This is a genomic window from Nitrospirillum viridazoti CBAmc, assembly GCF_000730165.1.
GTDB classification, from domain to species: domain Bacteria; phylum Pseudomonadota; class Alphaproteobacteria; order Azospirillales; family Azospirillaceae; genus Nitrospirillum; species Nitrospirillum viridazoti.
The window spans coordinates 1,182,908-1,208,034 of sequence record NZ_CP022112.1; the positions used below are offsets into that span (position 1 = coordinate 1,182,908).

The 25,127-nt window shown below is 65.9% G+C and carries 24 protein-coding genes; 15 read left to right on the forward strand and 9 right to left on the reverse strand.

Features of this window, described 5'->3' with window-relative positions; translation table 11 throughout:
- Positions 1-5: 5 nt before the first annotated feature.
- The 3 genes from Y958_RS26750 to Y958_RS26760 all read right to left on the reverse strand — a co-directional run bounded on the left by Y958_RS26750 (position 6) and on the right by Y958_RS26760 (position 3,832).
- The gene (locus Y958_RS26750) at positions 6-1,712 is read right to left on the reverse strand and encodes an AAA family ATPase (protein ID WP_186291512.1); all 1,707 of its coding nucleotides are present in this window, start codon (positions 1,710-1,712) and stop codon (positions 6-8) included.
- Positions 1,713-1,798: 86 nt separating this feature from the next.
- Complete coding sequence (locus Y958_RS26755; RefSeq protein ID WP_198924872.1) at positions 1,799-2,314, reverse strand: Hsp20/alpha crystallin family protein; 516 nt, start codon at positions 2,312-2,314, stop codon at positions 1,799-1,801.
- A gap of 171 nt (positions 2,315-2,485) precedes the next feature.
- Positions 2,486-3,832, reverse strand: a complete 1,347-nt coding sequence (locus Y958_RS26760) for a nicotinate phosphoribosyltransferase (RefSeq protein WP_088874904.1) — start codon at positions 3,830-3,832, stop codon at positions 2,486-2,488.
- 443 nt (positions 3,833-4,275) lie between these two features.
- Between Y958_RS26760 and Y958_RS26765 the strand changes: the two genes are divergently transcribed.
- From Y958_RS26765 to Y958_RS26825, 13 genes are all read left to right on the forward strand, one after another.
- Entirely contained in the window at positions 4,276-5,322 is a 1,047-nt protein-coding gene (locus Y958_RS26765; protein ID WP_186291513.1) for an alpha/beta hydrolase family protein, read from the forward strand.
- A 14-nt stretch (positions 5,323-5,336) separates the two neighbouring features.
- Complete coding sequence (locus tag Y958_RS26770) at positions 5,337-6,035, forward strand: phosphoribosyltransferase (protein ID WP_088874906.1); 699 nt, start codon at positions 5,337-5,339, stop codon at positions 6,033-6,035.
- Positions 6,032-6,715, forward strand: coding sequence for a dienelactone hydrolase family protein (locus Y958_RS26775; protein ID WP_088874907.1), 684 nt, complete (start codon positions 6,032-6,034; stop codon positions 6,713-6,715). Before Y958_RS26770 ends, Y958_RS26775 begins: the two co-directional genes overlap by 4 nt.
- Before the next feature lie 249 nt (positions 6,716-6,964).
- Positions 6,965-7,252, forward strand: a complete 288-nt coding sequence (locus tag Y958_RS26780; protein WP_088874908.1) for an alanine-zipper protein — start codon at positions 6,965-6,967, stop codon at positions 7,250-7,252.
- A gap of 71 nt (positions 7,253-7,323) precedes the next feature.
- The gene (locus Y958_RS26785) at positions 7,324-8,256 is read left to right on the forward strand and encodes a L,D-transpeptidase family protein (RefSeq protein WP_186291514.1); all 933 of its coding nucleotides are present in this window, start codon (positions 7,324-7,326) and stop codon (positions 8,254-8,256) included.
- Between the two features lie 195 nt (positions 8,257-8,451).
- Positions 8,452-9,300 carry a universal stress protein gene (locus tag Y958_RS26790; RefSeq protein WP_186291515.1) on the forward strand — a complete coding sequence of 283 codons (849 nt, stop codon included), beginning with the start codon at positions 8,452-8,454 and terminating at the stop codon, positions 9,298-9,300.
- Between the two features lie 41 nt (positions 9,301-9,341).
- On the forward strand, positions 9,342-10,298 hold the full coding sequence (locus tag Y958_RS26795) for a ribose-phosphate diphosphokinase (RefSeq protein ID WP_088874911.1): 957 nt from the start codon (positions 9,342-9,344) through the stop codon (positions 10,296-10,298).
- Between the two features lie 117 nt (positions 10,299-10,415).
- On the forward strand, positions 10,416-10,637 hold the full coding sequence (locus tag Y958_RS26800) for a BON domain-containing protein (RefSeq protein ID WP_186291516.1): 222 nt from the start codon (positions 10,416-10,418) through the stop codon (positions 10,635-10,637).
- Between the two features lies 1 nt (position 10,638).
- Positions 10,639-11,808, forward strand: coding sequence for a phosphotransferase (locus Y958_RS26805; RefSeq protein WP_088874913.1), 1,170 nt, complete (start codon positions 10,639-10,641; stop codon positions 11,806-11,808).
- Positions 11,768-12,421 (forward strand): BON domain-containing protein, encoded by a 654-nt coding sequence (locus tag Y958_RS26810; protein ID WP_088874914.1) that lies wholly within the window; start codon positions 11,768-11,770, stop codon positions 12,419-12,421. Before Y958_RS26805 ends, Y958_RS26810 begins: the two co-directional genes overlap by 41 nt.
- 38 nt (positions 12,422-12,459) lie before the next feature.
- Positions 12,460-13,116 carry a BON domain-containing protein gene (locus Y958_RS26815; RefSeq protein WP_088874915.1) on the forward strand — a complete coding sequence of 219 codons (657 nt, stop codon included), beginning with the start codon at positions 12,460-12,462 and terminating at the stop codon, positions 13,114-13,116.
- 41 nt (positions 13,117-13,157) lie between these two features.
- On the forward strand, positions 13,158-14,771 hold the full coding sequence (gene groL, locus Y958_RS26820) for a chaperonin GroEL (protein ID WP_004272950.1): 1,614 nt from the start codon (positions 13,158-13,160) through the stop codon (positions 14,769-14,771).
- Positions 14,772-14,822: 51 nt separating this feature from the next.
- Complete coding sequence (locus Y958_RS26825; RefSeq protein ID WP_040846462.1) at positions 14,823-15,530, forward strand: Bax inhibitor-1/YccA family protein; 708 nt, start codon at positions 14,823-14,825, stop codon at positions 15,528-15,530.
- Between the two features lie 21 nt (positions 15,531-15,551).
- Here the strand turns inward: Y958_RS26825 and Y958_RS32905 are convergent, their stop codons facing one another.
- Together Y958_RS32905 and Y958_RS26835 are read right to left on the reverse strand one after the other, a co-directional pair.
- Positions 15,552-16,061, reverse strand: coding sequence for a BCAM0308 family protein (locus Y958_RS32905; protein WP_281288774.1), 510 nt, complete (start codon positions 16,059-16,061; stop codon positions 15,552-15,554).
- 67 nt (positions 16,062-16,128) lie between these two features.
- The gene (locus Y958_RS26835) at positions 16,129-16,851 is read right to left on the reverse strand and encodes a cyclic nucleotide-binding domain-containing protein (RefSeq protein WP_088874917.1); all 723 of its coding nucleotides are present in this window, start codon (positions 16,849-16,851) and stop codon (positions 16,129-16,131) included.
- 366 nt (positions 16,852-17,217) lie between these two features.
- Here Y958_RS26835 and Y958_RS26840 point away from each other — a divergent pair, with 366 nt between their 5' ends.
- Together Y958_RS26840 and mgtA are read left to right on the forward strand one after the other, a co-directional pair.
- Complete coding sequence (locus Y958_RS26840; RefSeq protein WP_244909620.1) at positions 17,218-18,144, forward strand: universal stress protein; 927 nt, start codon at positions 17,218-17,220, stop codon at positions 18,142-18,144.
- Between the two features lie 83 nt (positions 18,145-18,227).
- Positions 18,228-20,759, forward strand: coding sequence for a magnesium-translocating P-type ATPase (mgtA, locus tag Y958_RS26845; RefSeq protein ID WP_088875265.1), 2,532 nt, complete (start codon positions 18,228-18,230; stop codon positions 20,757-20,759).
- Positions 20,760-20,784: 25 nt separating this feature from the next.
- On the opposite strand, the gene Y958_RS26850 is transcribed toward mgtA, so the two are convergent.
- From Y958_RS26850 to Y958_RS26865, 4 genes are read right to left on the reverse strand one after another with little or no spacing between them, the layout of a single operon-like run.
- Positions 20,785-22,266, reverse strand: coding sequence for an efflux transporter outer membrane subunit (locus Y958_RS26850; RefSeq protein ID WP_088874919.1), 1,482 nt, complete (start codon positions 22,264-22,266; stop codon positions 20,785-20,787).
- Entirely contained in the window at positions 22,256-23,227 is a 972-nt protein-coding gene (locus Y958_RS26855; protein ID WP_088874920.1) for an efflux RND transporter periplasmic adaptor subunit, read from the reverse strand. Before Y958_RS26855 ends, Y958_RS26850 begins: the two co-directional genes overlap by 11 nt.
- On the reverse strand, positions 23,217-23,939 hold the full coding sequence (locus tag Y958_RS26860; RefSeq protein WP_088874921.1) for an ABC transporter ATP-binding protein: 723 nt from the start codon (positions 23,937-23,939) through the stop codon (positions 23,217-23,219). The genes Y958_RS26855 and Y958_RS26860 overlap by 11 nt, the downstream gene beginning before the upstream one ends.
- A 3-nt stretch (positions 23,940-23,942) precedes the next feature.
- A complete protein-coding gene (locus tag Y958_RS26865; RefSeq protein WP_088874922.1) occupies positions 23,943-25,079 on the reverse strand; it encodes an ABC transporter permease in 1,137 nt (378 codons plus the stop codon).
- Positions 25,080-25,127 lie beyond the last annotated feature (48 nt).

Here is a 25,127-nt window from a genome sequence, read left to right on the forward strand (position 1 = left end):
CGCCCTCAAGGATCGGGAGCGGCAACGTCCTTCAGCTCGCCAGACGGCAGGCCGCCGGCGGACGCCCCCCCTTCCAGGACCCCCAGTTCCGGGGTCAGCTGTGAGCGACGGTGGATCGCGGCGGAAGCGTCCATGGCGTGCATCGATGCCCACTCCCGCATTTCACGGATCTCCTCTTGCCGCATCTGCGCCAGCGGCACCGTCTGCCGCGCGATCAGGCGGAAGTCGTCCATCATCAGGTCGTCCGCCCCCCGATCAAACGCATGGATCAGCGCCTCGTTGATCCACGCGGCCAATTCGGCACCCGTCAGGCTCAAGCTGTCCCCCAGGAACTCGGGCCCGGACAGGCGAACCAATTCTTCCAGGTCGAGCTGTTGCGGATCGCGTCCCACCCGGCTCAGGTGGATACGCAGGATTTCGCGCCGCTCGGCGGAACTCGGCAGATCGACGAAGAAGACCTCGTCGAACCGGCCTTTCCGCAACACCTCAGGCGGCAACAGGTCGATCTGGTTGGCCGTGGCGAAGACGAAAACGGGCGCGGTCTTCTCCTGCATCCAGGTCAGGAATTTCCCGAGCACCCGCAGCGATACCCCGCTGTCACCGATATAGCCGCGCGGCCGTGGCAGGCCCTTTTCAATCTCGTCGATCCACAGAATGCAGGGCGCGATGGCCTCCGCCGTCTGGATCGCGTGGCGCATGTGCTCCTCCGACGAACCGATCAGGGCGGAATAGATCTTTCCCATGTCCAGGCGAACCAATGGCAGACGCCAGGAAGCGGCCACGCATTTGGCCGCCCAGGATTTGCCGCATCCGGGTATGCCGGTGAGAAGGACGCCCTTGGGCGCTTCTATGCCAAAACCCCGCGCCTTCGGGGAAAAGGTGGCAGCGCGGATGCGCAGCCACTCCTTAAAGACCTTCAAGCCGCCGATTTCCGAAAGGGCGAGGCTTCCGGTGTCGATATAGTCCAACACACCGCTCTTACGCACGATCTGCTGCTTTTGCCGGAAAATTTTGTCCACGGCCTCGGCCGTGAGGTGCGTGTCCTCCACAACAGCCTTGACCAGCGCCCCCTCGATTTCCGCCAAGGTCAAGCCAAGCGCCGCATCCACCAGCTTCTCCGTCAAGCCGGGATCATCATCCACCGTGATGGCCGTGCGCGTGCCCAGCCTGTCCAGCAAGCTGTTCATGTAGCCTGTAATCTCCGCCCGGCTGGGCAGGGGAAAGTCGATGACGGTCACTTCCTTTTCCAGTTCGACCGGCATTTCCCCCGTGGGGGAAATGACCAGGCAACTGGCCTGATAACTCTTCGTCCGGATACTGATGGCGAAATCGCGCAGGCGCCGACGATAGATGGGATTGATGCTGCGATCGCTGAGATAGGGGAAGGGATCGAGCAGCACGAAGATGAAACCATTGTCGTCCCGCGCCTTGGTCGTCACCTGCTTTTCAAAGAACTCGATCGCAGCGGTCAGGTCCGCCAGCCTGTATCTGCTTGCCGCCGGAACGTCTTCCGCCGGATCCATTGCATGGCATCCGCGACTGGTGCTCCAGAGGAAAACTTTCTTATCCATCTGCGCGGCCAACAGCCGGATGGCCGTCAGGCAACGGTCTTCTTCATGCGTGCTGATGTGGATGAGCGGGTAATGGGCGCGAACGAGATTCTGCAGCTCGCCCAGAAACGGCTCGGCCATTGGCATATTTTCAGGTGCCATGCTGTCGCCACCTCCCCACATAGCGGGCCCCATAGCCGGATTCCGGCGGTGACGGGGAATGGGCTCGCCACCGCCGGCACGGGCCGTCACGCGGCCTTGACCTGGATCTTCTTCTGCTGCTTCTGCGCTTCAGCGGTCTTGGGCAGGACGATTTCCAGCACGCCCTTGGCCATGGTGGCGCTGATATTTTCCACGTCGACACCCTCCGGCAACCGGAAGGACCGCTGGAAGGAACCATAGGCCCGTTCCGACAGGAAGTGGTCCTTGTCCTTTTCCTTCCGCTCTTGCCGCTTCTCGCCCTTCAGGATCAGGCGGTCACCGAAGAGGGAGACCTCGATGTGCTTTTCATCCAGGCCGGGCAACTCGGCCGTGATCTTATAGGCCTTGTCGTCTTCATTCACATCCACGGCCGGCACTGAGAATTCAAAGCTGGTTTGAATGGTGGGGGTCGTGTCGAATATGCGTGCCATCGACGGTAGTTTGAATCCCCCGTCGAAGCGTTCGAACAGACGGTCGACCTCGCTGCGGAACGAATGCCACAGATCGGTGGCGGGTTCGCGGACGGCCGGGACCGTCTTCACATCGATTTCGGTGTCGGGCATCACCATCTCCATTCATCTGCTGGGCCCACCGGCGGCAGGCAGCCGCATTTTTCTGTATTGGGCGGTTGGCGGCCTTGATCTTTCTCAACTTTCATTGCGACAATTTATATATTCATTTTAAAGAATCGCCGCATTTAATTGATTTATCTGGAAAATCCAGTCCGGACATCTTCATACCCACAAAGTACAGGTCCCTTCTGCGATACGCTGATCACATTCAGCCGCCAGAAGCTTCAGCGACATGTCGACCTCGACCGGATAGCTCGTGGGAAGAAGCGCCTTCAAAGAGACAGGCAAGCTCCTGAGTTCCGCCGACGCATGCTCACGCGCCGTATCCAACGATGGCGGCCCTCCAATGCGCCGGCCATCGCGCATGACCGGCCGCAGCAACGGGTATCCGCGATGAGGCGCACCATGCTGGGCCAGGAGATCGCCCGCCATGCGGCCATCCCGCAAGCGCCGCCACACCTGCTTGCGCCCTGGCCAAGTGGCCTTTCCTTCCGACTGTTTGCGGCGGGGCACGCCGCCATATTCCTGAAGTTTGTAGGCGCAATCGAGCGCCGGCGCGTCGTACGAGGTGGTGAGGCAAGTGCCGATACCGTAGCCATCGATGGGCACCTGGCCCCGGGTGAATGCAGCCAATTGGTCTTCATCCAACCCGCCGCTGGCGAAAATCGAGATTTCGTGCAGCCCGGCCACATCGAGGATGGCGCGGACCTTGCGCGCATGGCCCCCCAGGTCGCCACTGTCGAGACGCACCGCCTGGATGGCGATACCATCTGCTTTGAGGCGGGGGGCCACGCGGGTGACGAGTTCCGCCGCCCGTTCGGTATCGTAGGTATCGATCAATAGGGTCACGCCCTGCGGCCGCGCGCGGGCGAAATGTTCGAACGCCTCCGCCTCGCTGTCATGGGCCTGAATGAAGGAATGAGCCATCGTGCCGAAGACAGGAATGTCGAAGCGAATGCCCGCCGCCAGCGTGGCTGTTCCATCGAATCCGGCGAGATAGCAGGCGCGGGCGGCCAGCAGCGCGGCCTCCGCGCCATGGGCCCGGCGCATGCCGAAATCCACCAACCGCTTCCCCGGCGCCGCCAGCACCATGCGCGCCGCCTTTGATGCGACCAGCGTCTGGAAATGAAGCAGATTGACCAGCCGGCTTTCCACCAACTGCGCTTGCGGTAACGGTGCCGTCACCCGGATGACAGGTTCGTCCGCGAAGAAGATGGTTCCCTCCGGCAAGGCATCGACATCACCCGTGAAGCGGAACGCCGCCAGCGGGTCCAGGAAGTCATCGCCAAAACGTCCGCATCGCCTAAGTTGCCCAATCTCCTCCGCGCCAAAGCACAGCGTTTCCAGATAGTCGATCACCTGCTCAAGGCCGGCCGCCATCAGGAAGCCGCGGCGGGCCGGAAGCCGGCGTACGAAGAATTCGAAGACCGCGGTCTCGGTCATGTCCTGGGCCCAGTAGGCGTCGAGCATGCTGAACTGGTAGAGATCAGTCAGAAGCGGACCTTCCATCCCGTGCCTCCGTTCATGGGCCGCCGTCGGTTCAAGGTCCGCGGGTCGCCAGTTCCTGTAACCAGGCCGCGCCGCCGCCGCCGCTGGGCGCCCGCCAATCGCCATGAGGGGGATTGGCGACGGCGATAGGGGGCGTGCAGGCAGCAACCCACACATAGCCATGCGTATAGGACGAGTGGAGAGGCGGGGTCATTGCCAGCCTCTGATTTTTTCTGGAATGCGCTCTCGGGCGTTTCGCCGTCGGGCGTTTCCAGGCGCCATCCCGCCACGCCCGTGGTGAGAATAGCCGAGTTGGGCATTCCATCCTTGCGCTAGGTCAATGTCGTCAGCCAACGATAAGCCCCAATATGCTTAACGATCTTGGCCGCCCGTGATGGCGCGCCTGATCAGCCAATGCCATCAGCGTCCGCGTTGCCTGCCCCCGTCCCCCAATGGAGGAGAGCATGCCGGAACCATTGCCTTCGCCGCGCGACAGACCAGCCAGCCAGGATGCCTTCACGGAGGAGGTCCTGCGGGACGGCGCGTTCGCGCGCCTGATGCGCTTTCACACCGGCGGCGATTTGGCACCGGCGTCCCGGCCGCGCGCGCTGCTGGTCGCGCCATTGTCAGGCGTCAACCCCCGCCTCATGTACGACATGGTCGCGGACTTGGCCGGGGAAACCGATCTGCATCTGCTGGAATGGCGCGACGCGGCGGAAGTGCCTGCCGCATGCGGCGGCTTCGGCTTGGCTCACTGCCTGTCACAGGTGCTGGAAGCCATTCAGGATCTGGGGGAGGAGGTCGACCTTATCGGCCTGTGCCAATCGGCCTTGCCGGCCCTTGCCGCCACCGCCCTGCTGGCCTCCAGCCGGACCTTGCACAAGCCGCGTAGCCTGGTCCTGATCGGCGGCAAGATCGATCCCCGGACCAACCCCACGCCCGGCGACCGCTTCGCCACCGGTCATTCCCTGGATTGGTTCCGCCAAAACGCGATCACCGCCGTCGGGCCCGGCCGGCCTGGCGCGGGGCGCCCGGTCTACGCCAGGGCGACCCAGGAGAAGGTGCTCTGGTCCTATCTGAACCGTCATCTGGCCGACGGATGCGACATCCTGGCCAAGATGCTGCATGACGATGGCCTGGATCCCGCGGAGCATCCCTTCCTGCCCAGCCTGGGGGCCCTGATCGACGTGCCGGCGGAGTTTTTCCTGGACGTCATCGGCACCGTCTACCATGCCCGTGCCCTGCCGCAGGGCAGGATGACCTGGTTCGACCTGCCGGTGGACACCAGCGCCGTCCGCGACACCGCCCTGCTGACCATCGAAGGCGGCCGAGACGATATCGCCGGCCCGGGACAATGCCGGGTGGCCCATGACTTGTGCCCCGGCATCCCCCAGGACAGGCGCGGCCACCGTCTTCTCCCCGGTGCCGGGCATTTCGACCTTTTTCACGGCACCGTCTGGCGGGAGCAGGTGCGGCCCGTGGTCAGCGAATTCCTGCACCAGCGCCTCTAGATGAGGATCACTCCATGCGGTTCATGGACAGACGCGACGCCGGTCAACGCCTGGCCGGCCGCTTGGCAGGCCTCAAGGGCGTGAACACGGTGGTCCTGGCCCTGCCCCGGGGTGGCGTGCCCGTCGCGTATCAGGTCGCCCATGCCCTGGGCGTGCCGTTGGAGGTGATGCTGGTCCGCAAGCTGGGCGTTCCCATCGAGCCCGAAATCGCTATGGGCGCCATCACCGAAGGTCCCGAAGGCGGCGAACCGGTCGTCGTGCTGGATGAAGCGACCTTGTCCGCCCTGCGGATCTCCCCAACCGAGGTGGACCGGGTCATCGCCGGCGAGACGCGGGAGCTGGACCGACGGCGCCGCCTGTACCGGGATGGCCGGCCCGCCCCCGACCTGGCCGGCAAGACCGCCATCCTGGTGGACGACGGCATCGCCACCGGCGCCACCATGCGGGCCGCCGTGCGCGCCGCCCGCCAGCGGCACGCCGCTGCTGTGGTGGTGGCCGTGCCCGTGGCCGCCACACAGTCCCTGGGGCCGCTGGCGGCGGAGGCGGACGAGATCGCCTGCCTTAAGCCTACCGAAACCCTCGTGGCCGTCGGATACCACTACGTCGACTTCCAGCAGGTGAGCGACGAGGAAGTGATGGCCCTGCTTCACGACGGGCCCCGGGCGACGGGCGAACGGCCGCCCCCACGCCCGCCGACGGGAACGGCATCATGACCCACCTCCCTTCCGGCGCCGATCTCATGGTGCAATCCCACGTCGTCCGGGTCCCGCCCCTGGATGGCGAGGCTATGCTCCGCATCCCGGATTACCCGCACGGCGTCGTGCTGTTCGCCCACGGCAGCGGCAGCAGCCGTCACAGCCCGCGCAACGGTTTCGTCGCCAGTGAACTGAATCGCGCCGGCATCGCCACCCTGCTGTTCGATCTGCTGAGCGAGGAGGAAGAAGGCGACAGGCGCCGCGTTTTCGACATCGGCCTGCTGGCACGGCGCCTCACGATAACGACGGACTGGATAGCCGCGCAGGAGGTGACGCGCGGGCTTCCCATCGGCTATTTCGGCGCCAGCACGGGCGCCGCCGCGGCCCTGGTTGCCGCCGCCGGCCTTGCCGACACGATTGCCGCCGTGGTCTCGCGAGGGGGACGGCCGGATCTCGCCGGCACGGCCCTGCCCGCCGTCGCGGCCCCCACCCTGCTGATCGTCGGCGGCGCCGATGCCGAGGTGCTGGACCTCAACCGCTCCGCGGCGCGCCATCTGCGCTGCCCACATCGTGTCGAGGTCATACCGGACGCGACCCACCTGTTCGAAGAGCCTGGCGCCCTCGAAACCGTCGCGGTCCTGGCACAACGTTGGTTCCTGAACGCCTTCGCTCCGGGCCACGACTTCGTGATGCCATGAGATTGCGGGCTTTTTAGAAAAATGAAGTAATCACGGCCATTGTCTCGACTTGATCCAACTCAAGGTGCCGCATCCGGCATTCCCTTAAAGTCCTCATTGGCGGCTAGGCGGTTTCGAGCCTCTCGAGGCCTTGAGCAGTCAGTCGAAGAGCCGCCGCGACCACACGTCTCCGTAGCCGCTTGGATTCCCGTTCGTCTGACACCGCTGCCTCGCCAGCGCGGGGCCCCATTCCATGCAGGAGAATTGACCATGCTGAAAACCTTCTCGGTGCTCGTGATCGGCGGCACCTTGCTGGCCGGCTGCACCTCCTTGAGCGAGCAGGACAAGGCCCTGCTGGCCAACACCAAGGCCGTCGCCGAACAGGCGCAGGCCACGGCGGCGGCGGCCAAGGCCGCCGCAGACCAGGCTGCCGCCAGCGCCGCCCAGGCCGCCACCGCCGCCCAAGCCGCCGCCGCCGCCGCACAGGAAGCCGCCGCCAAGGCCAACGCGGCCGCCGACAAGATCGACAAGATCTTCCAGCGGAACCTGCGCAAATGACCAAACCCAGGTCGGGCCGGCCCATTCGCGGCCGGCCCGCTGGCTGGCCCACTGGTTGGCGATTTGTGGGGGTGGCCGCCCTGCTCGCGCTTCTCCCCCACTGGCACCCGGTGTTGGCCGGCACCTTGATCGGCGAAACCGCCGCCTATCGCATAGAATCCCCCAGCGAGACCTTGATGGATGTCGCCCGCCGCTTCGACCTCGGCTATGTCGAGGTGCGCGCGGTGAACCCGGACATCGACCCTTGGCAGCCCCGCCCCGGTGCCGTGGTGCTGTTGCCCCTGGCGCATCTTTTGCCGGATGTGCCGCCCGCCCCCGCCCGCCGGTCACTGATCATCATCAACCTGGGCGACTTCCGCCTGTACTGGCTACCGGCCAATGGGGAACCGACCAGCATGCCCATTGGCAGCGCGGCGGATCCCTACCCCGAGCCCATGGGCGAAGGCCATATCCGCGGCAAAAGGGTCAATCCGGTTTGGACACCACCGCCCACGGTTCGGGCGGAGCATCCCGAGCTTCCCCGTTCGGTGGGTCCAGGGCCGGACAATCCCCTCGGCGCCTTCGCCCTGGACATGTCGTGGCCAGCCTATGCCGTGCACGGGACGAACAAGCCCGACGGCGTGGGCCGGCGCGTCAGCCACGGCTGCATCCGCCTGTATCCGGAGGACATCGCGCGCCTTTTCCCCCAGGTGGGCATAGGCACGCGGGTCGTGATGGTGGATCAGCCGGTCAAGCTGGGATGGATCGATGGCGAGCTTTATCTGGAGGCCCATCCCGACCGCGACCAAGCGGACGAGATAGAGCGGAACGGCACCTTCGTCCCGCACCTGTCGGCCCAATCGACCATGGACACCCGGCTGTGGATCGCCCGCCTGGCGGGCGATGCCGTGGACCGGGTGGATTGGGGGCTGGTCGACGACATCCTTTCAAGTCGCAACGGCCTGCCTGTTCCCATCCTGAAGTCTCCGGATACGGCAGCGGGGGCGGAGCAGTCCCCACCATGAAGATGACCGATGCCACGAAGACCACCACCAGCCTCCTCCCGTCTGTTCCATTTGCGTACGTCCCACAAGATGGGCCTCGTTGACTTGCATCAAGGCGGCCGCACGGGATGAGGGCAATACTCAAACCGTGCTGGCGACCCGGCACCGCGCCCTGGCGTGGACAGGCCGCTTCCCCTGAAGATGAGGGCCGGCGTCATGATCAAAGAAATCATCGTTCATCTTGACGGTACGCCTGACGACGAGGCCCGCATCGCTTATGCGGAATACCTGGCCGCGGCGCGTGGCGCCCATATTCGCGGGCTCTATTGCGTGCTGCTGCCGGAAATCATCCTGAACCTGCCCCAATATGCCATCAGCCGGGACGTGGCATCGGAACAGATGGCCCAGTTCAAGGCCCAGGTGGACAAGACCGAGGAGGCCCTGCGGACCCGGCTGGACAGGCTGAGCGTTCCCTATGACCTCCGCCGTTTCGATATCCTGGCCGGGGGAGTGGAAGGCATCGTGGCCAACCAGGCCCGGACCGCCGACCTGATGGTGGTGCGCACCCCCTACCGGCCCGGTTTCGCCATGCCGGGGCGGGCCCCGGAGATCGTGGAGGCCGCCCTGTTCGGATCCGGTCGCGGCGTGTTCGTGGTACCGGATGAAGAGCCGGTGCGCATCCGTCCCCTGGACACCGTCCTGGTCGCCTGGACCGACAGCCGGGAAGCCGCCAACGCGGTCAGCCGGGCCATGCCCTTCCTGCAAGCGGCGACCCAGGTGGTGGCCGCGATGGTGGAGGATGGCCGGCCGCCGGAGGCCACGGGCGAGGAACCGGGCGCCGACCTGGCGCGCTATCTGGACCGGCATGGCGTGAAGGTCGAGCTTCGCCACTTGCGCGAATGGCGCAACGCCTCCGAAGCGCTGTTCAACGAGGCTGAGCGGCTGGGTGCCGGCCTGCTGGTGGCCGGGGCCTACGGACATTCCCGCCTGAGGGAATGGGTGTTGGGCGGCGTCACCCGGGACATCCTGACGAGAACGCCGATCCCCGCCCTGTTGGCCCATTGAGGCCGCCCGGCGATCTTGAAATCCAATATCGGGGGATTGCCATGACCGCGCGCCCGCTCACCATCCTGGCCTTGCAGGACAGCCACGACTACGCCCAGGGCGTGGCCACCCATCTCGCCCTGTCGCCCTTCCCCCTGGAAGAGCGGCGCTTCGAGGACGGGGAGGTGAAGATCCGTCCGCTGGTCGATGTGGCCGGCCACGACGTCCATGTCGTGCAGTCGCTGCACGGCGATGGCGCGGCCAGCGTCCACGACCGTCTGTGCCGCCTGGCCTTCCTGATCGCCTGCCTGAAGGACAACGACGCCGCCAGCGTGACGCTGACCGCCCCCTATCTCTGCTATGCCCGCAAGGACAGGCGCACCCAGCCGTTCGACCCCGTGACCATGCGCTATGTGGCCACGATGCTGGAGGCCATGGGCGTGGACCGCGTCATGGCGCTGGAGGTGCACAACCCGGCCGCCGCCGAGAACGCCTTCCGCCGGCCCTTCATCCATCTGGAGACGGCGGGCCTGTTCGCGGACCATTTCCGGGGCCTGGCCCGGGACCTGCCGGTGACCGTCGTCTCTCCCGACACCGGGGGCGCGAAGCGGGCGGAACGGTTCCGCCAGGCGCTGCAGGCGGCCGCCGGCCGCGCCGTCGACAGCGGCTTCGTCGAGAAGAACCGCAGCGGCGGCTTCATCACCGGCGGCGCGCTCATGGGCGACGTCAAGGACCGGGCCGTGATCATCCTGGATGACATGATCAGCACCGGGGCCACCATGGTGCGCGCCGCCCGCGCCTGCCGCCTGGGCGGGGCCCGCCTGGTCCACATCGCGGCCACGCACGGCCTGTTCAATGGCGGCGCGGCCACGCTGTTCAGCGACGAGGTGGACAGCGTGGTGGTGACCAACTCGGTCACGCCCGTCGAAAGGCCGCCCTTGAGCGACCGCAAGCTGACGATCCTGGACACCAGCCCCCTGATTGCCGCCGCCATCCGCCGCCTACGCGCCGGGACATGAGCCACTGAACCGCCAAACCGGCACGCCTGGAGAGACAATGCCATGCCTCGCAGCCCGGCCCTTACCACCGCAGACACCCCATCCCCCGCCCTTCAGGGGAGGAAGGGGACGTTACCGGTGCCCAGGTTGCCGGACGTCCCCCTGGCCTTCGTGGTGAGCGCCGCCCTGCGCCGCCACTCCCTGCTGTCCCTGCAATGGTTGAGCGTGAGCGGGACCGGGTCGGAGGTGACCCTCCGCGGCCGTGTCGATAACTGGCCGCTGCGCACCCTGGCGGAGCATATCACCTGGGCCGTGCCCGGCGTGGCACGGGTGCACAACCTGGTCGACGTGGAGCCATGACATGGCCGATTTCACCGCCCAGTCCGAGGTCTTGGCCTTCCTGTGCAACCCACATTCCTATGGCGGCACGCCCGCTGTGGAACGGATCACCACCCATTGCTCCAGCGTCTTCCTGGTCGACGGCTACGCCTACAAGCTCAAGCACGCCCTCATTTTCTCGGCGCTTGACTACAGCACCCTGGAAAAGCGCGAGAGGGCGTGCCGGCGAGAGATCGCCCTGAACATACGGACGGCCCCGGATCTCTATCTGACCATCCGCGCCATCACCCGTGCGCCGGGCGGCGGTCTGGAGTTCGATGGCCAGGGGCCTCCGGTCGATTGGGTGGTGGTGATGCGGCGCTTCAACGGCCGGGACCTGTTCGACGCCATGGCCCGCGAGGGGCGCCTGTCCGCCGCCCTGGTGCGCCACGCCGCGGCGGAGCTGGCCAGCCTGCACGCGATCGCCGAGACCACGACCACCTGGGGCGGCGCCGACGGCGTGCGACGGGCCATCGCCCGTAACCTGCAGGAGGGACTGAAGCACCTGGACCTCAAGGGCTGCACCCTGGCCATGGCGCTGCACGACGAGTGCCAGATGAGGCTGACCACCGTCGCCGACTTGCTGGAGCACCGCCGCACCACCGGCTTCGTCAAGCGGGGCCATGGCGACCTGCGGCTGGCGAACATCTGCCTGTACAAGGGTCGCGTCACCCTGTTCGACGGCATCGAGTTCAGCGACGACATCGGCTGCGTCGACACGCTGTACGACTTGGCCTTCCTGCTGGCCGACCTGCGCCGGCGGGGCCTGACCTCGCTCCTGGACGCGGCCTTGCGCCAATACATCGAGCTGACGGGCGATTCCGCCAGCCTCAGGGTCATGCCGCTGCTCATGGCGGTTCGGCTGGGCACCATGGCCTACGCCGCCGCGGCCTCCGCGCGCCGGCAATCCGACCCCGCCATCGCCGCGCGCCGCATGGCGGCGGCCCGCCTGCTGCTGCGCCGTGCCCAGAAAACACTGGCGGAACCGGCGCCCGGCTTCATGGACGGCTTCCGGCGCGTGCCCTCTTTGGCCGCCAAGCTCCGGCTTCGCCATCAGACCGTGGCGGAACACGGTGATTCCCCGGACGCAACCCCTCACACAGGAGATAAAGATGAGCGACGACAAGACCTTACAGCTGGATGTGATGGCTGAGCTGGCCTGGGACCCCCACCTGGACGCCAGCCATATCGGGGTGGCGGCGGAGGGCGCCGTCGTCACGCTCACCGGCCACGTGACGAGTTGGGCGGAGAAGCGGGCGGCCGTCGCCGCGGCGCGGCGGGTTCGGGGCGTGGGCGCGGTCGCCAATGAAATCGAGGTCCGCCTGCCCGCCGACCGCAAATGGCACGACGATGAAATCGCCAAGCGCGCCGTGGACATCCTGCACTGGTCCTGCCCCCAGGTCGCCCCGCGCGTGAAGATCACCGTGACCGCCGGCGTGCTGACCCTGGAGGGCACGGTGGAGCATTTCTTCGACCGCATGGAGGCGGAGCGTAACGTACATCGGCTGCACGGCATCGTGCGGGTGGACAACCACCTTATCGTATCCAGCCAGGCGAGCCTGGCCGATGTCCATGACAAGATCGAGGCCGCCTTCCGCCGCAACGCCAACCTGGCGGCGGACCACCTCAGTGTCACCGCCGACGGCCCCGTGGTGACGCTGCGCGGACGCGTGCGCAGCTGGCAGGAACATGACATCGCGGAACGCGCAGCCTGGGGCGCCCCCGGCGTCACCGAGGTCAACAACCTGATCCAGGTCGAACCCTGAGTGGCGACCCGCGGGAATAGTGGCGGCGGAGAAGCGGCATGAACGACAAGCAGTTGCAGAAGGACATCCTGGCCGAGTTGGACTGGGAGCCGTTTGTGAACCCCGCCCACATCGGCGTGTCCGTCGACCATGGCGTCGTCACGCTGACGGGCCACGTCACCAGCTTCGCGGAAAAGCATGCGGCGGCGGAAGCGGTCCGCCGCGTGCGCGGGGTGCGCGCGCTGGTCCAGGATATGCACGTCCAGCTGACGGACCCGCTATGGCCTGATGACGCGGACATCGCCACCGCCGCCGTCGCCCGCCTCAGCTGGCGAACCGGCATTCCAGCCGAAGCCATCAAGGTTTCGGTGGAAAACGGCGGCGTCATGCTGACCGGCCAGGTCGAAAACCATGGGCAGCGCGAGATCGCGGCCGCGGAGGTGCGTGACATCCCGGGCGTACGCATGGTGGTCAACGCCCTGACCCTGAGGCCCGCCGTCGTCAGTCCCGCTGATGTGCAGCAGCGGATCGAGGCCGCCCTGCGACGCAACGCCCTGATCGATGCCGGGCAGGTCGCCGTCATGGTCGCCGACGGGGTCGTCACCCTGACCGGCACCGTCCACAGCCTCTACGAACGTGAAGCGGCGGCCTGGGCCGCCTGGTCCGCGCCCGGGACGCGGGAAGTGCTCAATGAACTGGCTGTGGCGGGCGACTGACGCTCGCCCACCGCCCCCACGCCAGCCTAGGGAGAACAGCCATGAGCCATACCGATCTACGTTTCGGCGATGAAGCCCGCGCTCAACTGCTGCACGGCGCGGACGTCCTGGCCCGGGCAGTCAAGGCCACACTGGGCCCCAAGGGCCGCACTGTCCTGATCAAGCAAGGCTTCGGCCCCGCCAGGGTGACCAACGACGGCGTGACCGTGGCCCGAGCCATCACCCTGCCCGGCGTGTTCGAGAACATGGGCGCGGAGATGGTGCGCGAGGTCGCGGCCAAGACGGGGGACGAGGTGGGCGACGGCACGACCACCGCCACCGTCCTGGCGCAGGCCATCCTGCACGAGGGCGTGAAGGCCATCGCCGCCGGCCTGAACCCCATGGACCTCAAGCGCGGCATAGATTTGGCGACCGCCGCCGCCGTAGCCGACATCAAGAAGCGGGCCAAGCCGGTCGACACACAGGAGGAGATCGTGCAGGTCGGCACCGTTTCGGCCAACGGCGACCGGGTGATCGGCCAGCTGGTGGCGGACGCCATCGCCCGCGTGGGCCGCGAGGGCGCCATCACCATCGAGGATGCGCAATCGCTGGACACGGCGCTGGACGCGGTGGAGGGACTGCAGTTCGACCAGGGCTACATCTCCCCCTATTTCATGACCGACCCGGAGAAGATGACCTGCACGTTGGAGGAGCCCTATCTCCTGCTCCATGAGAAGCGACTGGCCGGTATCCAGCAGCTGGTGCCCCTGCTGGAGGAGGTAATGAAGGCCGGCCGCAGCCTGCTGATCGTCGCCGAGGATGTGGAACAGGACGTCCTGGCCACCCTGGTGGTCAACCGCCTGCGCGGGGGCCTGAGGGTCGCGGCCGTCAAGGCGCCCGGCTATGGCGACCGCCGGCGTGCGCAGCTGGAGGACATCGCCATCGTCACCGGCGGGCAGGTGATCAGCGGCGACCTGGGCATGAATCTGGACAGCGTGACGCTGGCCATGCTGGGCCGGGCGCGGCGTGTCGTCATCACCCAGAAGGAGACGACCATCATCGACGGCGCCGGCGCCGAGGCGGCCATCGAGGCCCGATGCGCCCAGCTGCGCGACCAGGTGGCGACCGCCACCTCAACCTACGACAAGGACAAGTTGAAGGAACGGCTGGCCAAGCTGTCCGGCGGCGTGGCGGTCATCCGCGTCGGCGGCGCCACGGAACTGGAGGTGAAGGAGCGCCACGACCGCGTGGATGACGCCGTCCACGCCACCCGCGCCGCGGTGGCGGAGGGCATCGTGGCCGGTGGGGGCGTGGCCCTGCTCTACGCCACCCGGGCGTTGTCCGCCCTGGATACGGAAAACCAGGACCAGCGCGTGGGCGTGGACATCGTCCGTCGGGCGCTGGAGCGCCCCATCCGCGACATAGCGGGAAACGCCGGCACGGACGGCGCCGTCGTGGTCGGCCGGCTGCTGGCGGCCGGCAGCCCCAACTTCGGCTACGACGCCCAGCGCGGCCAATACACCGACCTGATGGCGGCTGGGATCATCGATCCGGTCAAGGTGGTGCGGCTGGCCCTGCAGGACGCCGCGTCGGTCGCCGGCCTGCTGATCACCACCGAGGTGCTGGTCGGTGAGGTCGGCGATAGCGCGCACGACCACCCGCCCACCGACTTCTGATCTGTCGGGCGGCGATGGCCGACATCCGGACGACCAGTGGAGGAGGAAGACATGTCTGAACAGTTCGTATGGCGGGACATGGCCCTGGATCAGACGGACGGCGGCGGCCTGCGGCGCTATATGCTGTCCGTCTATCGCCATATGGGTCTGGGTCTGGCCGTAACCGGCGCCACCGCCCTTCTGGCCATCCAGTCCGGCTTTTACGCCGTCATCGCCCATTCCGCCTGGCTATGGCTGGTCCTGCTGGCGCCGCTCGCCCTGGCCCTGGTGTTCAGCTTCGGCTTCCAGCGACTCAGCCTGGGGGCGACGCGCGCCTTGTTCTGGGTTTACGCCGTGGCCATGGGCCTGTCCTTGGCCGGCGTCTTCCTGGTCTACACCGCCACCAGCATCACCCGCGTCTTCTTCATCGCCGCAGCCATGTTCCTGGCCATGAGCCTCTGGGGCTACACGACCGGGCGCGACCTGACACGGTTGGGCGCCTTCATGATGATGGGGCTGGTCGGCATCCTGATCGCCGGGGTGGTCAACCTGTTCCTGGGTTCGACCGGGCTGCAGTTTGCGCTGTCCGTCGGCGGGGTGATCGTATTCACCGGCCTTACGGCCTGGGACACCCAGCGCATCAAGGAACTTTACTGGCACTGGGCCGCCAGCACGGCGCGGGAAAAGCTGGCCCTCATGGGTGCGCTGGCGCTGTATCTGGATTTCATCAACCTGTTCCTGGCACTGCTGCAGTTGATGGGTGACCGGCGCGATCGCTGAGACACGCCGGCCACCGCCACGTCAGGCGCGTTCCCAAGCCACCCTTGCGAAGAACCCATCTTCGTCATGATGGATTTCCAGGGCGCCTTCATAGGCCCGTTCCAGCGCGTCACCCATGCGGCAGGCCAGGCGCGGATCCGTGGTGCGGACGGTGATCCCATCGTCATCCACCGCGATGTCCATGATGCGGTTCAAGGCGTGCTCGGCCTTTTCCAGTTCCTCCTGATGGTGGATGAGGCTGAGCAGTTCCTGCTGCTTCGCCCGCACGAACTCCCCCTTCAGGGTGAGTATGCCCCCGGCGGCGCCTTCCCTGATCCGCCGGCATGCCGGACATGTCTGCGCCGGCCCCAGGGCGGCGCACTCCCCCCAATGCCAGCGGCCTTCGCTGAAAACCGCGCCGCAATCGGGGCAACAGGTGCCGTCCGGCATCTTTTCAACGGAATGATAGGGGTCATTCGACGCGGGATTTTGGGCCCGGCCGGAAATACGGCGCCCTCGCGATGGCACCGCCGGTTGATCGCTGGCCTTCATGGCGCGCCTCCTTTCTGAAATACCGGATAGGTCTCAAATACCGGATGGGTCAGGCCTTCGCAGGCCGCTACGGGTCCAGCTGGACGGTAATCGCGTTGCCGGCGGCAAGGTCCTGCAGGCCCGGGACGTTCAGAAGCTCAATGGAATGGTCGGCCAGGGGTCGGATGAGCCGCCTGCCTTTGAGCAGGGAAATGGTGCGGGACACCGTTTCCATCGTCAGACCCAGATAATCGGCGATATCCGTCCTTGTCATGGCCAGCGGCAGGTGACGGTCTTCGGTGGAATGGTTCCGCCGCTGCAGAAGGGTGAGCAGGAACGATGAGAGCCGCTCCGTGGCGTCTTTGCGCCCCAGCAGCAGCATCTGGTCCTGGGCGATCTGCAACTCCGTCATCGTCCAGGCCAGCAGAGCCTTGCGCAGCCCATGGTCGCGTTCCAGCAGCGCGGCCAGTTGCCGGCGGCCCATATGGCGCAGGATGACCGGCGAGATCGCCTCGGCGGAATGCAGATAACGATCGTCCAGCGACAGACCGAGCATGTCACCCGGAAATGCGAAGCCGATGATCTGACGCCGGCCGTCCGGCATCATCTTGAACAGCCGAACCGCACCGGACACGACGATGTGGATGTCCGTCGCCAGTTCCCCTTCACTCAAGATGCTTTGTTCCTTGGCATAAGCGACGGGCTCTGTGAAGGCGCCAGGCAGATTGTGGTGTCGAATGGAGTCGGCGATGGTCAAGGCGGTAGGCAGGTCGGCGAGATGCGATTCCTGTGAATTGGAGAAACCCATCATTCAGTTCTCCCTTTGACGCGTCGACGGGAAGTCATCGGAGACAATTCAATTTATTGTCACAGGAGGCCAAGATCTATGATTAAAGATATACATACACGTTAGATAAATACTAAAGTGACAGTGTGTTGTGTTTTGTTTTTAAAGAAGCACAACATGTGCTATTAATTTGGTGCGTATCAAAACAATTTTCCCGCTAATCCAATAATAGACTTATGGAGTCTACTGAAATTTATTTATTTTTAATAAACTTTTTTTATTCAAATTAAAATAATGCCGTCTTGATTTACCTTATTATCCATTGCGTCCGAGACGCCCCGCCTGTGGCCAGCCTAGGTTTTATGTGCCTCCTAGCCGGGATTGGTTGAGATGCATCAAGGTCCCAGCCGCCAATTTGCGTCAGATTGCAATTCACGGTTGGGAACCCCTCTCCGGCCGCTGCATGGAATGAGGGCGGGCGTGATGATCAAGGAAATTCTCGTCCATCTGGACGGCAGCGCCGACGACGAAAGCCGGATCATCCATGCCGACCATCTGGCGGGTATGCATCAGGCCCACATCCGGGGCCTTTACCTCAATCTCCTGCCAGAACCGCCGGTCGGCATCTCCCACTACGCCATCAGCCGGAGCTTGATGTCCCAACGGCTTGATGAGACCCGAACACAGTGCCGGTCGGTCGAACACGCGCTGGAGCGGCGATTTGCAAAGCTCTCCGCATCCCATGACCTGCGCCGCTTCGACTGTATCGCGGCGAATGTCGGCGATGTCGTCATGGCCCAGGCCCAGACGGCGGACCTGATGGTGGTACGCACCCCTTACCGCATCGACAAACCGAACCGCGCCAGCACCGTGGTGGAGGCGGCGCTGTTCGGATCGGGCCGCGGCGTGTTCGTCATTCCGGAAGAGGACCCTTTGCGGCTGCGCCCCATGGATACCATTCTCGTCGCCTGGAAAAACAGCCGCGAAGCGGCGAACGCGGTGGCGCAGGCCATGCCGTTTCTCCGCCAGGCAAAAGAGGTCGTCATCGCCACCGTCGCCACCGACGGGCCGGAGGAGGTTCCCGGCGACCGCGATCTGGCCAGCTATCTGGAGCGGCATGACGTGGCCGCCGAGATCCGGCGGCTGGGCAAATGGGACACTGTCGCCGCCGGGCTGTTCAACGAGGCGGAGCTGCTGAACGCCGGCCTGATCGTGGCGGGCGCCTACAGCCATTCCCGCCTGCGGGAATGGGCGTTGGGCGGCGTCACCCGGGACATCCTGACCAAAACGCCGATACCGGCCTTGCTGGCCCACTAGGGTCCCCGGCCCTTGCAGGGTCGAGAACATCAGGAGGAGGCTCTGATGGCGTACGGTGCCGCAGTGGGACCATGCAGGGGGCCATGTTGAACACCTGCCCGCCCGCCATCTGGGCCTTGCCGCTGGCCGACCTGTTGGCGGCACTGCCGGCCGATGCCGGTGGCCTCATGACGGCGGAGGCGGAGCAACGACTACTGCGGTGGGGGCCCAACCAGGCGTTGGACCGCCGCCGGCGACCCGCTTGGCTGGACTTCCTGGCCCGTTTCGCCAATCCGCTGGTGTTGATCCTGCTGTTCGCCAGCGCCCTGTCGGCGGCCACCGGCAACACCTCCAGCTTCGTCATCGTCCTGGCCGTCGTCTTGCTGAGCGTCGTGCTGGACTTCATTCAGGAGCGGCAGGCCGAAGCAGCGGTGGAAGCCCTGCGCCGCACCGTCGCCGTGCGGGTCCAGCTATGGCGCGACGGCCATGAGACGACCGTGCCGCTGGAGCAACTGGTGCCGGGTGACGTGGTGCGGCTGGCGGCTGGCGACCTGGTCCCTGCCGACTGCCGCCTGCTGGAAGCGCGCGACCTGTTCGTGAACCAGGCCATCCTGACGGGTGAGCCCTACCCGGTGGAGAAGCGCGCGGACCAGGGGCCCCTGCTCACCGGCGCGCCTGGGGAGGCGACCGCCTGCCTGTTCATGGGCACCTCCGTCCTCGCCGGCAGCGCCACGGCCGTCGTCTGCCAGACGGGCGGCGCCACCCTGTTCGGACAGATGAGCCGCAGCCTGCAATCGGCGGCGCCACCGACGGCTTTTGAAACCGGGGTCCGCCGGTTCGGCTTCCTGATTCTGCGGCTCACCTTTTTCCTGGTCCTGTTCGTGCTGGCGGTGAATTCCCTGTTCCACCGCCCCTGGCTGGACTCCCTGATGTTCGCGCTGGCCCTGGCGGTGGGGCTGACGCCCGAACTGCTGCCCATGATCGTCACGGTGACCCTGGCGCGCGGCGCCCTGCGGCTGGCCAAGCGCAGGGTGATCGTCAAGCGGCTGGCGTCCATGCACAATGTCGGCGCCATGGATGTGCTGTGCACCGACAAGACGGGAACACTGACCCAGGCCGCCATCCAACTGGTGCGCACGCTGGATGGTGAGGGGAAGGATGACCCCCGCCTTTTCGAGCTGGCCTACATCAACAGCCGGTTTGAAACCGGCCTGCACAGCCCCATGGACGAGGCCATCCTGGCCCATGGCCAGATCGACATGACCGCTTGGCGGAAGTGCGACGAGGTACCTTTCGATTTCGAGCGCCGGCGCGTGTCGGTCCTGGCGGAAAACCATGGAACCAAACTGCTGGTGGTCAAAGGCGCGCCGGAGGACATGGTGCGGCTGTCCGGCCAGTGGCGCGGACCGGGGGGAACGCTTCGCCCCTTGGATGAGGAGGCCCAGGCGCGGCTGGGTGCCCAATTCCAGTCGCTGGGCCATGACGGCTATCGCGTGCTGGCCGTCGCCACCCGGCCGCTGCCGCCGGACCGCCAACACATCGACCGCGCCGATGAACACGACCTGGTCTTCGAAGGGCATCTCGCCTTCCTGGATCCGCCCAAGGCCAGCGCCACGGCCGCCGTGACCACGCTTGCGCGATCCGGCGTCGACATCAAGATATTGACCGGCGACACCGAGGCGGTCACCCGGCACCTGTGCGCGCAGCTGAACCTGCCCATCACCGGACTGTTGACGGGCGAGGAACTGCAGGCCCTGAACAGTGAGGCGTTACACGCGCGGCTGAAACAGGTGAACGTCTTCTGCCGCGTGACGCCGCAGCAGAAGGAGCGTGTGCTGTCAGCCTGCCGCCGGGCTGGGCACGTCGTGGGTTTCATGGGGGATGGGGTCAACGACGCCGCCGCCCTGCACGCCGCCGATGTCGGCATTTCCGTGGATAGCGCCGCCGACGTGGCCAAGGAGGCCGCCAGCCTTATCCTGTTGGACCAGGATCTTTCCGTCGTGCACGAGGCCGTGCTGGAGGGGCGGCGCACGGTCCTGAACGTCACCAAGTACGTCCTGATGGGCAGCAGTTCCAATTTCGGCAACATGTTCAGCATGGCCGGCGCGGCCTTGTTCCTGCCCTTCCTGCCCATGCTGCCAGTGCAGGTTCTGCTGAACAACCTGCTCTATGACGCGTCGGAGGCGGGCATCCCCTTCGACCGCGTGGAGGAGGAGGCGCTGACGCGGCCGGTGCACTGGAACCTGCCCCTGATCCTGCGCTTCATGCTGGTGCTGGGCCCGGTCAGCTCTCTGTTCGACTTCCTGACCTTTTACGTCCTGCTGCACCTGTTGCATGCCCACGAGGCCCTGTTCCAGACCGGCTGGTTCATCGAGAGCCTGGCGACACAGGTGCTGGTGATCTTCGTCATCCGCACGCCCCGCGCACCCTGGCGCGGCCGGCCCCATCCCCTGTTGGCCGGGTTGGCCGTGTCCACGGCGGCGCTGGCCGCGCTGCTGCCGCTGACCCCCTTGGGAGGGCTGTTCGGACTGGTCGCGCCACCGCCCGCCTTCTATCTGTTCCTGGTCGGGGCCATCGTGGTCTACCTCATGCTGGCGGAGGGCGTTAAAAGGCTGTTCTTCAAGAGATTTTCCTGATCAGGAGTTCCCCTTCGGTCGCCTGTCAATGATCCGCTGCGGGCGCGTTCCACCAGCCCCCGCCCAGGGCTGCGAACAGCGCCACGGTATCCTGGTAACGGCTGGCGCGCGCGGCGATGACGGAAAGCTTGGCCGTGCGGTACTGGACATCGGCGACCAGCACGTCCGCCTGGGCGGCGAGGCCGGCGGCGAAATTCGCCTGGGTCAGCGCCAGCGCGGCACCGGCCGTCTTTTCCGCCTGTTCCAGCAGGGCCAGGCTTTCCGCGTCATGCTCAAGCGCGCGCAGCACGTCCGCCACCTGCTGGAAGGCGTTCAGGACGGTCTGGCGATAGGCAGCGGCGGCGGCGTCATAGGCATCGATGGCAGCCTGGCGCTGATAGGACAGCGCGCCGCCATTGAATATCGGCTGGGCTACGCCGGCGCCCACGCTCCACACACCGCTGCCGGCCTGGAACAGCGTGTCGGACGACGTGCTGGAAACCCCGAACGATCCATCCAACGTGACGCTCGGCAGTAAGGCCGCCGTGGCCACGCCGATGGCGGCGCTGGCCGCGTGCAATGCGCTTTCCGCCTGCAGGATGTCGGGACGTTGCCGCACCAGCGCCGAGGGCAGCGACAGGGGAAGCGAGCGGGGCAGCGTCAGCTCGCTGAAATTGAAGAACGGCGGCTGCCAATCCGCCGGCAGCCGGCCGACCAGTACGGCCATCTGGTGCCGGGCCTGTGCCTGCTTCTGGCGCAGGCCCGGCAATGACGCCTCCGTCGCCTCCAACTGCGCCCGCAGGCTCAATACCGCAGCCTGGCCCGCCGTCCCCGCGGTTGCGTGCACAATGGCCAGACGGACCTGTTCCCGTTCCAACGCGACAATGGCCACGGTGGCCTCAATCTGGGCGTCATAGGCGGCACTGGCGATGGCCGTGTCGACAAGGGTGGTGGCGAGCGTCAGCGCGGCAGCGCGCATGGCGTTGCGTTGATAGTCCACCTGGGCGGCCAGTCCCTCCACACGCCTGTGCTCGCCCCCGAAAATATCCAGGGCGTAGCTGACCGACGCCGACAGGGTGAACAGGTTGAAGGCACCTTGCCTCGCTCCGCCTGCCGCGTTCCGGGACTCCCGCTGGCGCGCCATATCAGCCCCGGCATCCGCCTGGGGCCAGAAGATGCCTTCACCAGCCTTCAGGGTGTCCTGCGCCTGCCGTAGGGTTGCCTCGGTGGCGGCCAGGCTGGGACTGTCGGCCAAGCCCTGCCGCACCAGACCGTCCAGCGCCGGGCAATCGAACAGGTGCCACCAGTCGGCCGGCAGCCGCGCCTCCCCGTCGATGGTCTGGACGGTGCCGTCCGCCGCCACCGTGGACCGAAGGGCCGGGCCTTCGGCATAGCCGCTGGCGACCGGCGCGTCGGGCGCCTTGAAGTCCGGCCCGACGGTGCAACCGGCAAGCAAGGCGACCAGGGCGACGGCCGGCGTCAGGGCCGGGTAGACGCGCCGCGCCAAGGTGGCCGTGTTATTTCGCACCGATATAGACATCGACCAACTGCCCCGGATAGAGGTTGAGGTTCGCCGGCTTGTCGAAGCGGAAGATGATGGGCAGCACCCGCACGTCGACCCGCTCCTGCCGCTGGTTCGACAGTTCGATCTTGGGCGAGACGTAGGGCTGCATCCGCTCATAGGTCAGCGGCAGGTTGATGTCCGTGCCCTGCACATACATGCGGGCGACCATCTTCTCCGCCGGCGGCAGGCGGTTGATCAGAATCTCGTCGACATAACAGCGAATCTCCAATTCCTCCGGTGCCGATCCGATGATGACCAAGGGCAGATAGCCCTGGATGTAGCCGTCATAGGCGCCTTGCGATGAGACGTAGCTGCCGGCGGCGGCCTGGATCGACAGCACGATGCCATCCCTGGGGGCCCTGATGGTGTATTTGCGCAGCAGCGCCTCCGACGCGGCGGCGGCCCGGCTTAGGGCCACCTGCTGCCGTTCGACCACCCGCAGGTTGGTTTCCGCCACGGCCACGGCGTTGCGGGCGGTGTCGAGCGTGTCCTGGCTGACGGACTGGGGGTCCAGCGTGTAGGAGCGCTGCTGCTTGGCGAAGGTGTCGGCCACGCTCTTCAGACTGGCCCGCGCGTTGGCGATCTGGGCCACGGCGACCTCCAACTGGGCCTTCTGCTGCCCGGTCGTTTCCCGCTGGACGGAATCATCGATGATCACCAGCGGGTCGCCCGCCTTGACCAGACTGCCTTCCGCCGCCAGAACGCGGGTGATGGGGCCGCTGACCTCAGGGAAGATGGCGATGTTCGCCCCGTGGGTCTGCCGGCTTTCCACAATGCCGTTGGCATAGATGCCGTTGGCGTAGGGATTGGGCGCCGGGCTGAACACAGGCGGCTGCGCCGACAGTTGCTGGGCGGCGACATAGGCGCTGACGATACCCAGCAGCAGGCCGATGGCGGCGAACAGGAACAGGATCTTAAGTTTCACCGGCAACCTCCATCGGCCCGGCGCCGGCCTGGGTGATCCCAGTCAGCTTGCCGTCTTCCATGTGCATGATGCGGTTGGCGAATTCGAAGATGCGGGCGTCGTGGGTGATGATGATGATGCAGCGCTGGTCGGTCAGGAGTTCCCGCCGCACGAAGCTCAGGACAGTGCGACCGGTATCGCCGTCCAGGGACGCCGTCGGTTCATCCAGGATCAGGATCTCCGGGCGGCTGACGATGGCGCGCGCGATGGCCACCCGCTGCTGCTCGCCTCCGCTGAGCTTGACCGGCGGCAGGGCGGCGCGATTCTCCAGCCCCACGATCTTGAGATCGCGCAGGGCCTCCGCCATGGCTTCGTCCCAGTCCCGATGTTGCAGGATCAGGGGAATGGCCACGTTCTCCTGTGTCGTCAGGCGGGGGAACAGGTGATAATCCTGGAAGACGAAGCCCAGCTTGCGCAGGCGGAAAGTGGCGATCTCGTCACCGGACAGGCGCCAGATGTCTGTGCCCTCGATCTCCACCGTGCCGGCGTTGGGGCGCAGGATGCCGGAAACCATGCTGAGCATGGTGGTCTTGCCGCTGCCCGACGGGCCGACGACGTATAGCATTTCGCCGAAAAACGCCTCGAAGCTGACGTTCTGGACGGCCAGTGTCCGCGTCGCCCCCTCCCCGAACCATTTGGTCAGTCCGGCGGCCCGGACGGCGACGTCGGCCATGGCCTATCCCCGGAAGATGTCGAAGGGTTCGATGGTCAGCACCTTGCGGACCCCGACATAGCTGGAGATGCCGGCGATGATCACCACCATGGCGAAGGCCAGCCCGATGTTCGGAAAAGTGATGACGGCGGCGTAGTCGGGGATGCGCAAGCGGGCCAGCCAGATCATGACGGCGCACAATCCGATGCCCAGGCCGTAGCCGGTGAGCGCCGTGAACGCCGCCTGGAACAGGATCATGGCCACCAGCTCACGGCTCTTGGCGCCGATGGCCTTCAGGGCGCCGAACTTCTCCAGGTTCTCGATGATGAAGGTGTAGAAGGTCTGGCCGGAGATGGAGAGGCCGACGATGAAGCTGATGACGGTCATCAGCAGAATGTTGGTCCCGAGGCCGGTGCGGAAGGTGTAGAAGGCCGCGATCTTGTCGATGAACTGGTCCTTGGTCAGGGCCAGGTAGCCCATGGCGTGGACCCTGCCCGCAATGACCGCCGCGTCCGACGCCGTCTTGGGTTCGACCAGGATATAGGACGCGGTGAAGCGGGTATTCGGAAGGTACTGCAGGGCGCGATTGTAGGTCGTATAGAGCGTGGGCACGCCGAACAGGCCGCTGGTGGCCACCTCACCGATGCCCACGATCTTGACGCGATGGTCGTTCAGTTCGAATTCCGTGCCGATGGTTGGGTTTTCCAGCTTGGCGAATTCAGCGTCCTTGATGACGATGAACCCGTTCTCGGCGAAGATGTCCTGGATGTTGCCGTCGATCAGGCGCGGCCGGCCGAACAGCGTGGCGTCGTCCAGGCCCATGACGGTGACGAACTGGTAGGTGCCATCGCGCAGCTTGGCCAGGGCGCCGCCGGAATAGAGCGGCACGGCGTATTTCACCCCGGGTATGGACCGCACCTCATCCAGCACGTAATCGGGCATGGGAATGGAATTGGCCACCGTCTGCACGGCCGGATCCATCACCCACATCGTGGCGCCGATATTGATGACCGTCGCCGACGACCGGCTCAGGACACCGGAGAACAGCGAGGTCATCTGGATCATCAGGAAAACGGCGAAGGTGATGCCCACCAGCAGGGCAGCGAACTTCGCCCTATCATTTACCAACAGCTTGTAGGCGATTTTGAAGATGCCAAGCATCGGCGCCTTCCCGATGAAACAAGCGACGCTTCACCTTAAATGCGGCAC

Excerpts from the sequence above, each read along its gene's own strand:
- Y958_RS26750 (WP_186291512.1), bottom strand. The coding sequence starts at position 1,712 with ATGGCACCTGAAAATATGCCAATGGCCGAGCCGTTTCTGGGCGAGCTG.
- Y958_RS26755 (WP_198924872.1), bottom strand. The coding sequence starts at position 2,314 with ATGCCCGACACCGAAATCGATGTGAAGACGGTCCCGGCCGTCCGCGAA.
- Y958_RS26760 (WP_088874904.1), bottom strand. The coding sequence starts at position 3,832 with ATGGAAGGTCCGCTTCTGACTGATCTCTACCAGTTCAGCATGCTCGAC.
- Y958_RS26765 (WP_186291513.1), top strand. The coding sequence starts at position 4,276 with ATGCCGGAACCATTGCCTTCGCCGCGCGACAGACCAGCCAGCCAGGAT.
- Y958_RS26770 (WP_088874906.1), top strand. The coding sequence starts at position 5,337 with ATGCGGTTCATGGACAGACGCGACGCCGGTCAACGCCTGGCCGGCCGC.
- Y958_RS26775 (WP_088874907.1), top strand. The coding sequence starts at position 6,032 with ATGACCCACCTCCCTTCCGGCGCCGATCTCATGGTGCAATCCCACGTC.
- Y958_RS26780 (WP_088874908.1), top strand. The coding sequence starts at position 6,965 with ATGCTGAAAACCTTCTCGGTGCTCGTGATCGGCGGCACCTTGCTGGCC.
- Y958_RS26790 (WP_186291515.1), top strand. The coding sequence starts at position 8,452 with ATGATCAAAGAAATCATCGTTCATCTTGACGGTACGCCTGACGACGAG.
- Y958_RS26795 (WP_088874911.1), top strand. The coding sequence starts at position 9,342 with ATGACCGCGCGCCCGCTCACCATCCTGGCCTTGCAGGACAGCCACGAC.
- Y958_RS26805 (WP_088874913.1), top strand. The coding sequence starts at position 10,639 with ATGGCCGATTTCACCGCCCAGTCCGAGGTCTTGGCCTTCCTGTGCAAC.
- Y958_RS26810 (WP_088874914.1), top strand. The coding sequence starts at position 11,768 with ATGAGCGACGACAAGACCTTACAGCTGGATGTGATGGCTGAGCTGGCC.
- Y958_RS26815 (WP_088874915.1), top strand. The coding sequence starts at position 12,460 with ATGAACGACAAGCAGTTGCAGAAGGACATCCTGGCCGAGTTGGACTGG.
- groL (WP_004272950.1), top strand. The coding sequence starts at position 13,158 with ATGAGCCATACCGATCTACGTTTCGGCGATGAAGCCCGCGCTCAACTG.
- Y958_RS26825 (WP_040846462.1), top strand. The coding sequence starts at position 14,823 with ATGTCTGAACAGTTCGTATGGCGGGACATGGCCCTGGATCAGACGGAC.
- Y958_RS32905 (WP_281288774.1), bottom strand. The coding sequence starts at position 16,061 with ATGAAGGCCAGCGATCAACCGGCGGTGCCATCGCGAGGGCGCCGTATT.
- Y958_RS26835 (WP_088874917.1), bottom strand. The coding sequence starts at position 16,851 with ATGATGGGTTTCTCCAATTCACAGGAATCGCATCTCGCCGACCTGCCT.
- Y958_RS26840 (WP_244909620.1), top strand. The coding sequence starts at position 17,218 with ATGCATCAAGGTCCCAGCCGCCAATTTGCGTCAGATTGCAATTCACGG.
- mgtA (WP_088875265.1), top strand. The coding sequence starts at position 18,228 with ATGTTGAACACCTGCCCGCCCGCCATCTGGGCCTTGCCGCTGGCCGAC.
- Y958_RS26860 (WP_088874921.1), bottom strand. The coding sequence starts at position 23,939 with ATGGCCGACGTCGCCGTCCGGGCCGCCGGACTGACCAAATGGTTCGGG.
- Y958_RS26865 (WP_088874922.1), bottom strand. The coding sequence starts at position 25,079 with ATGCTTGGCATCTTCAAAATCGCCTACAAGCTGTTGGTAAATGATAGG.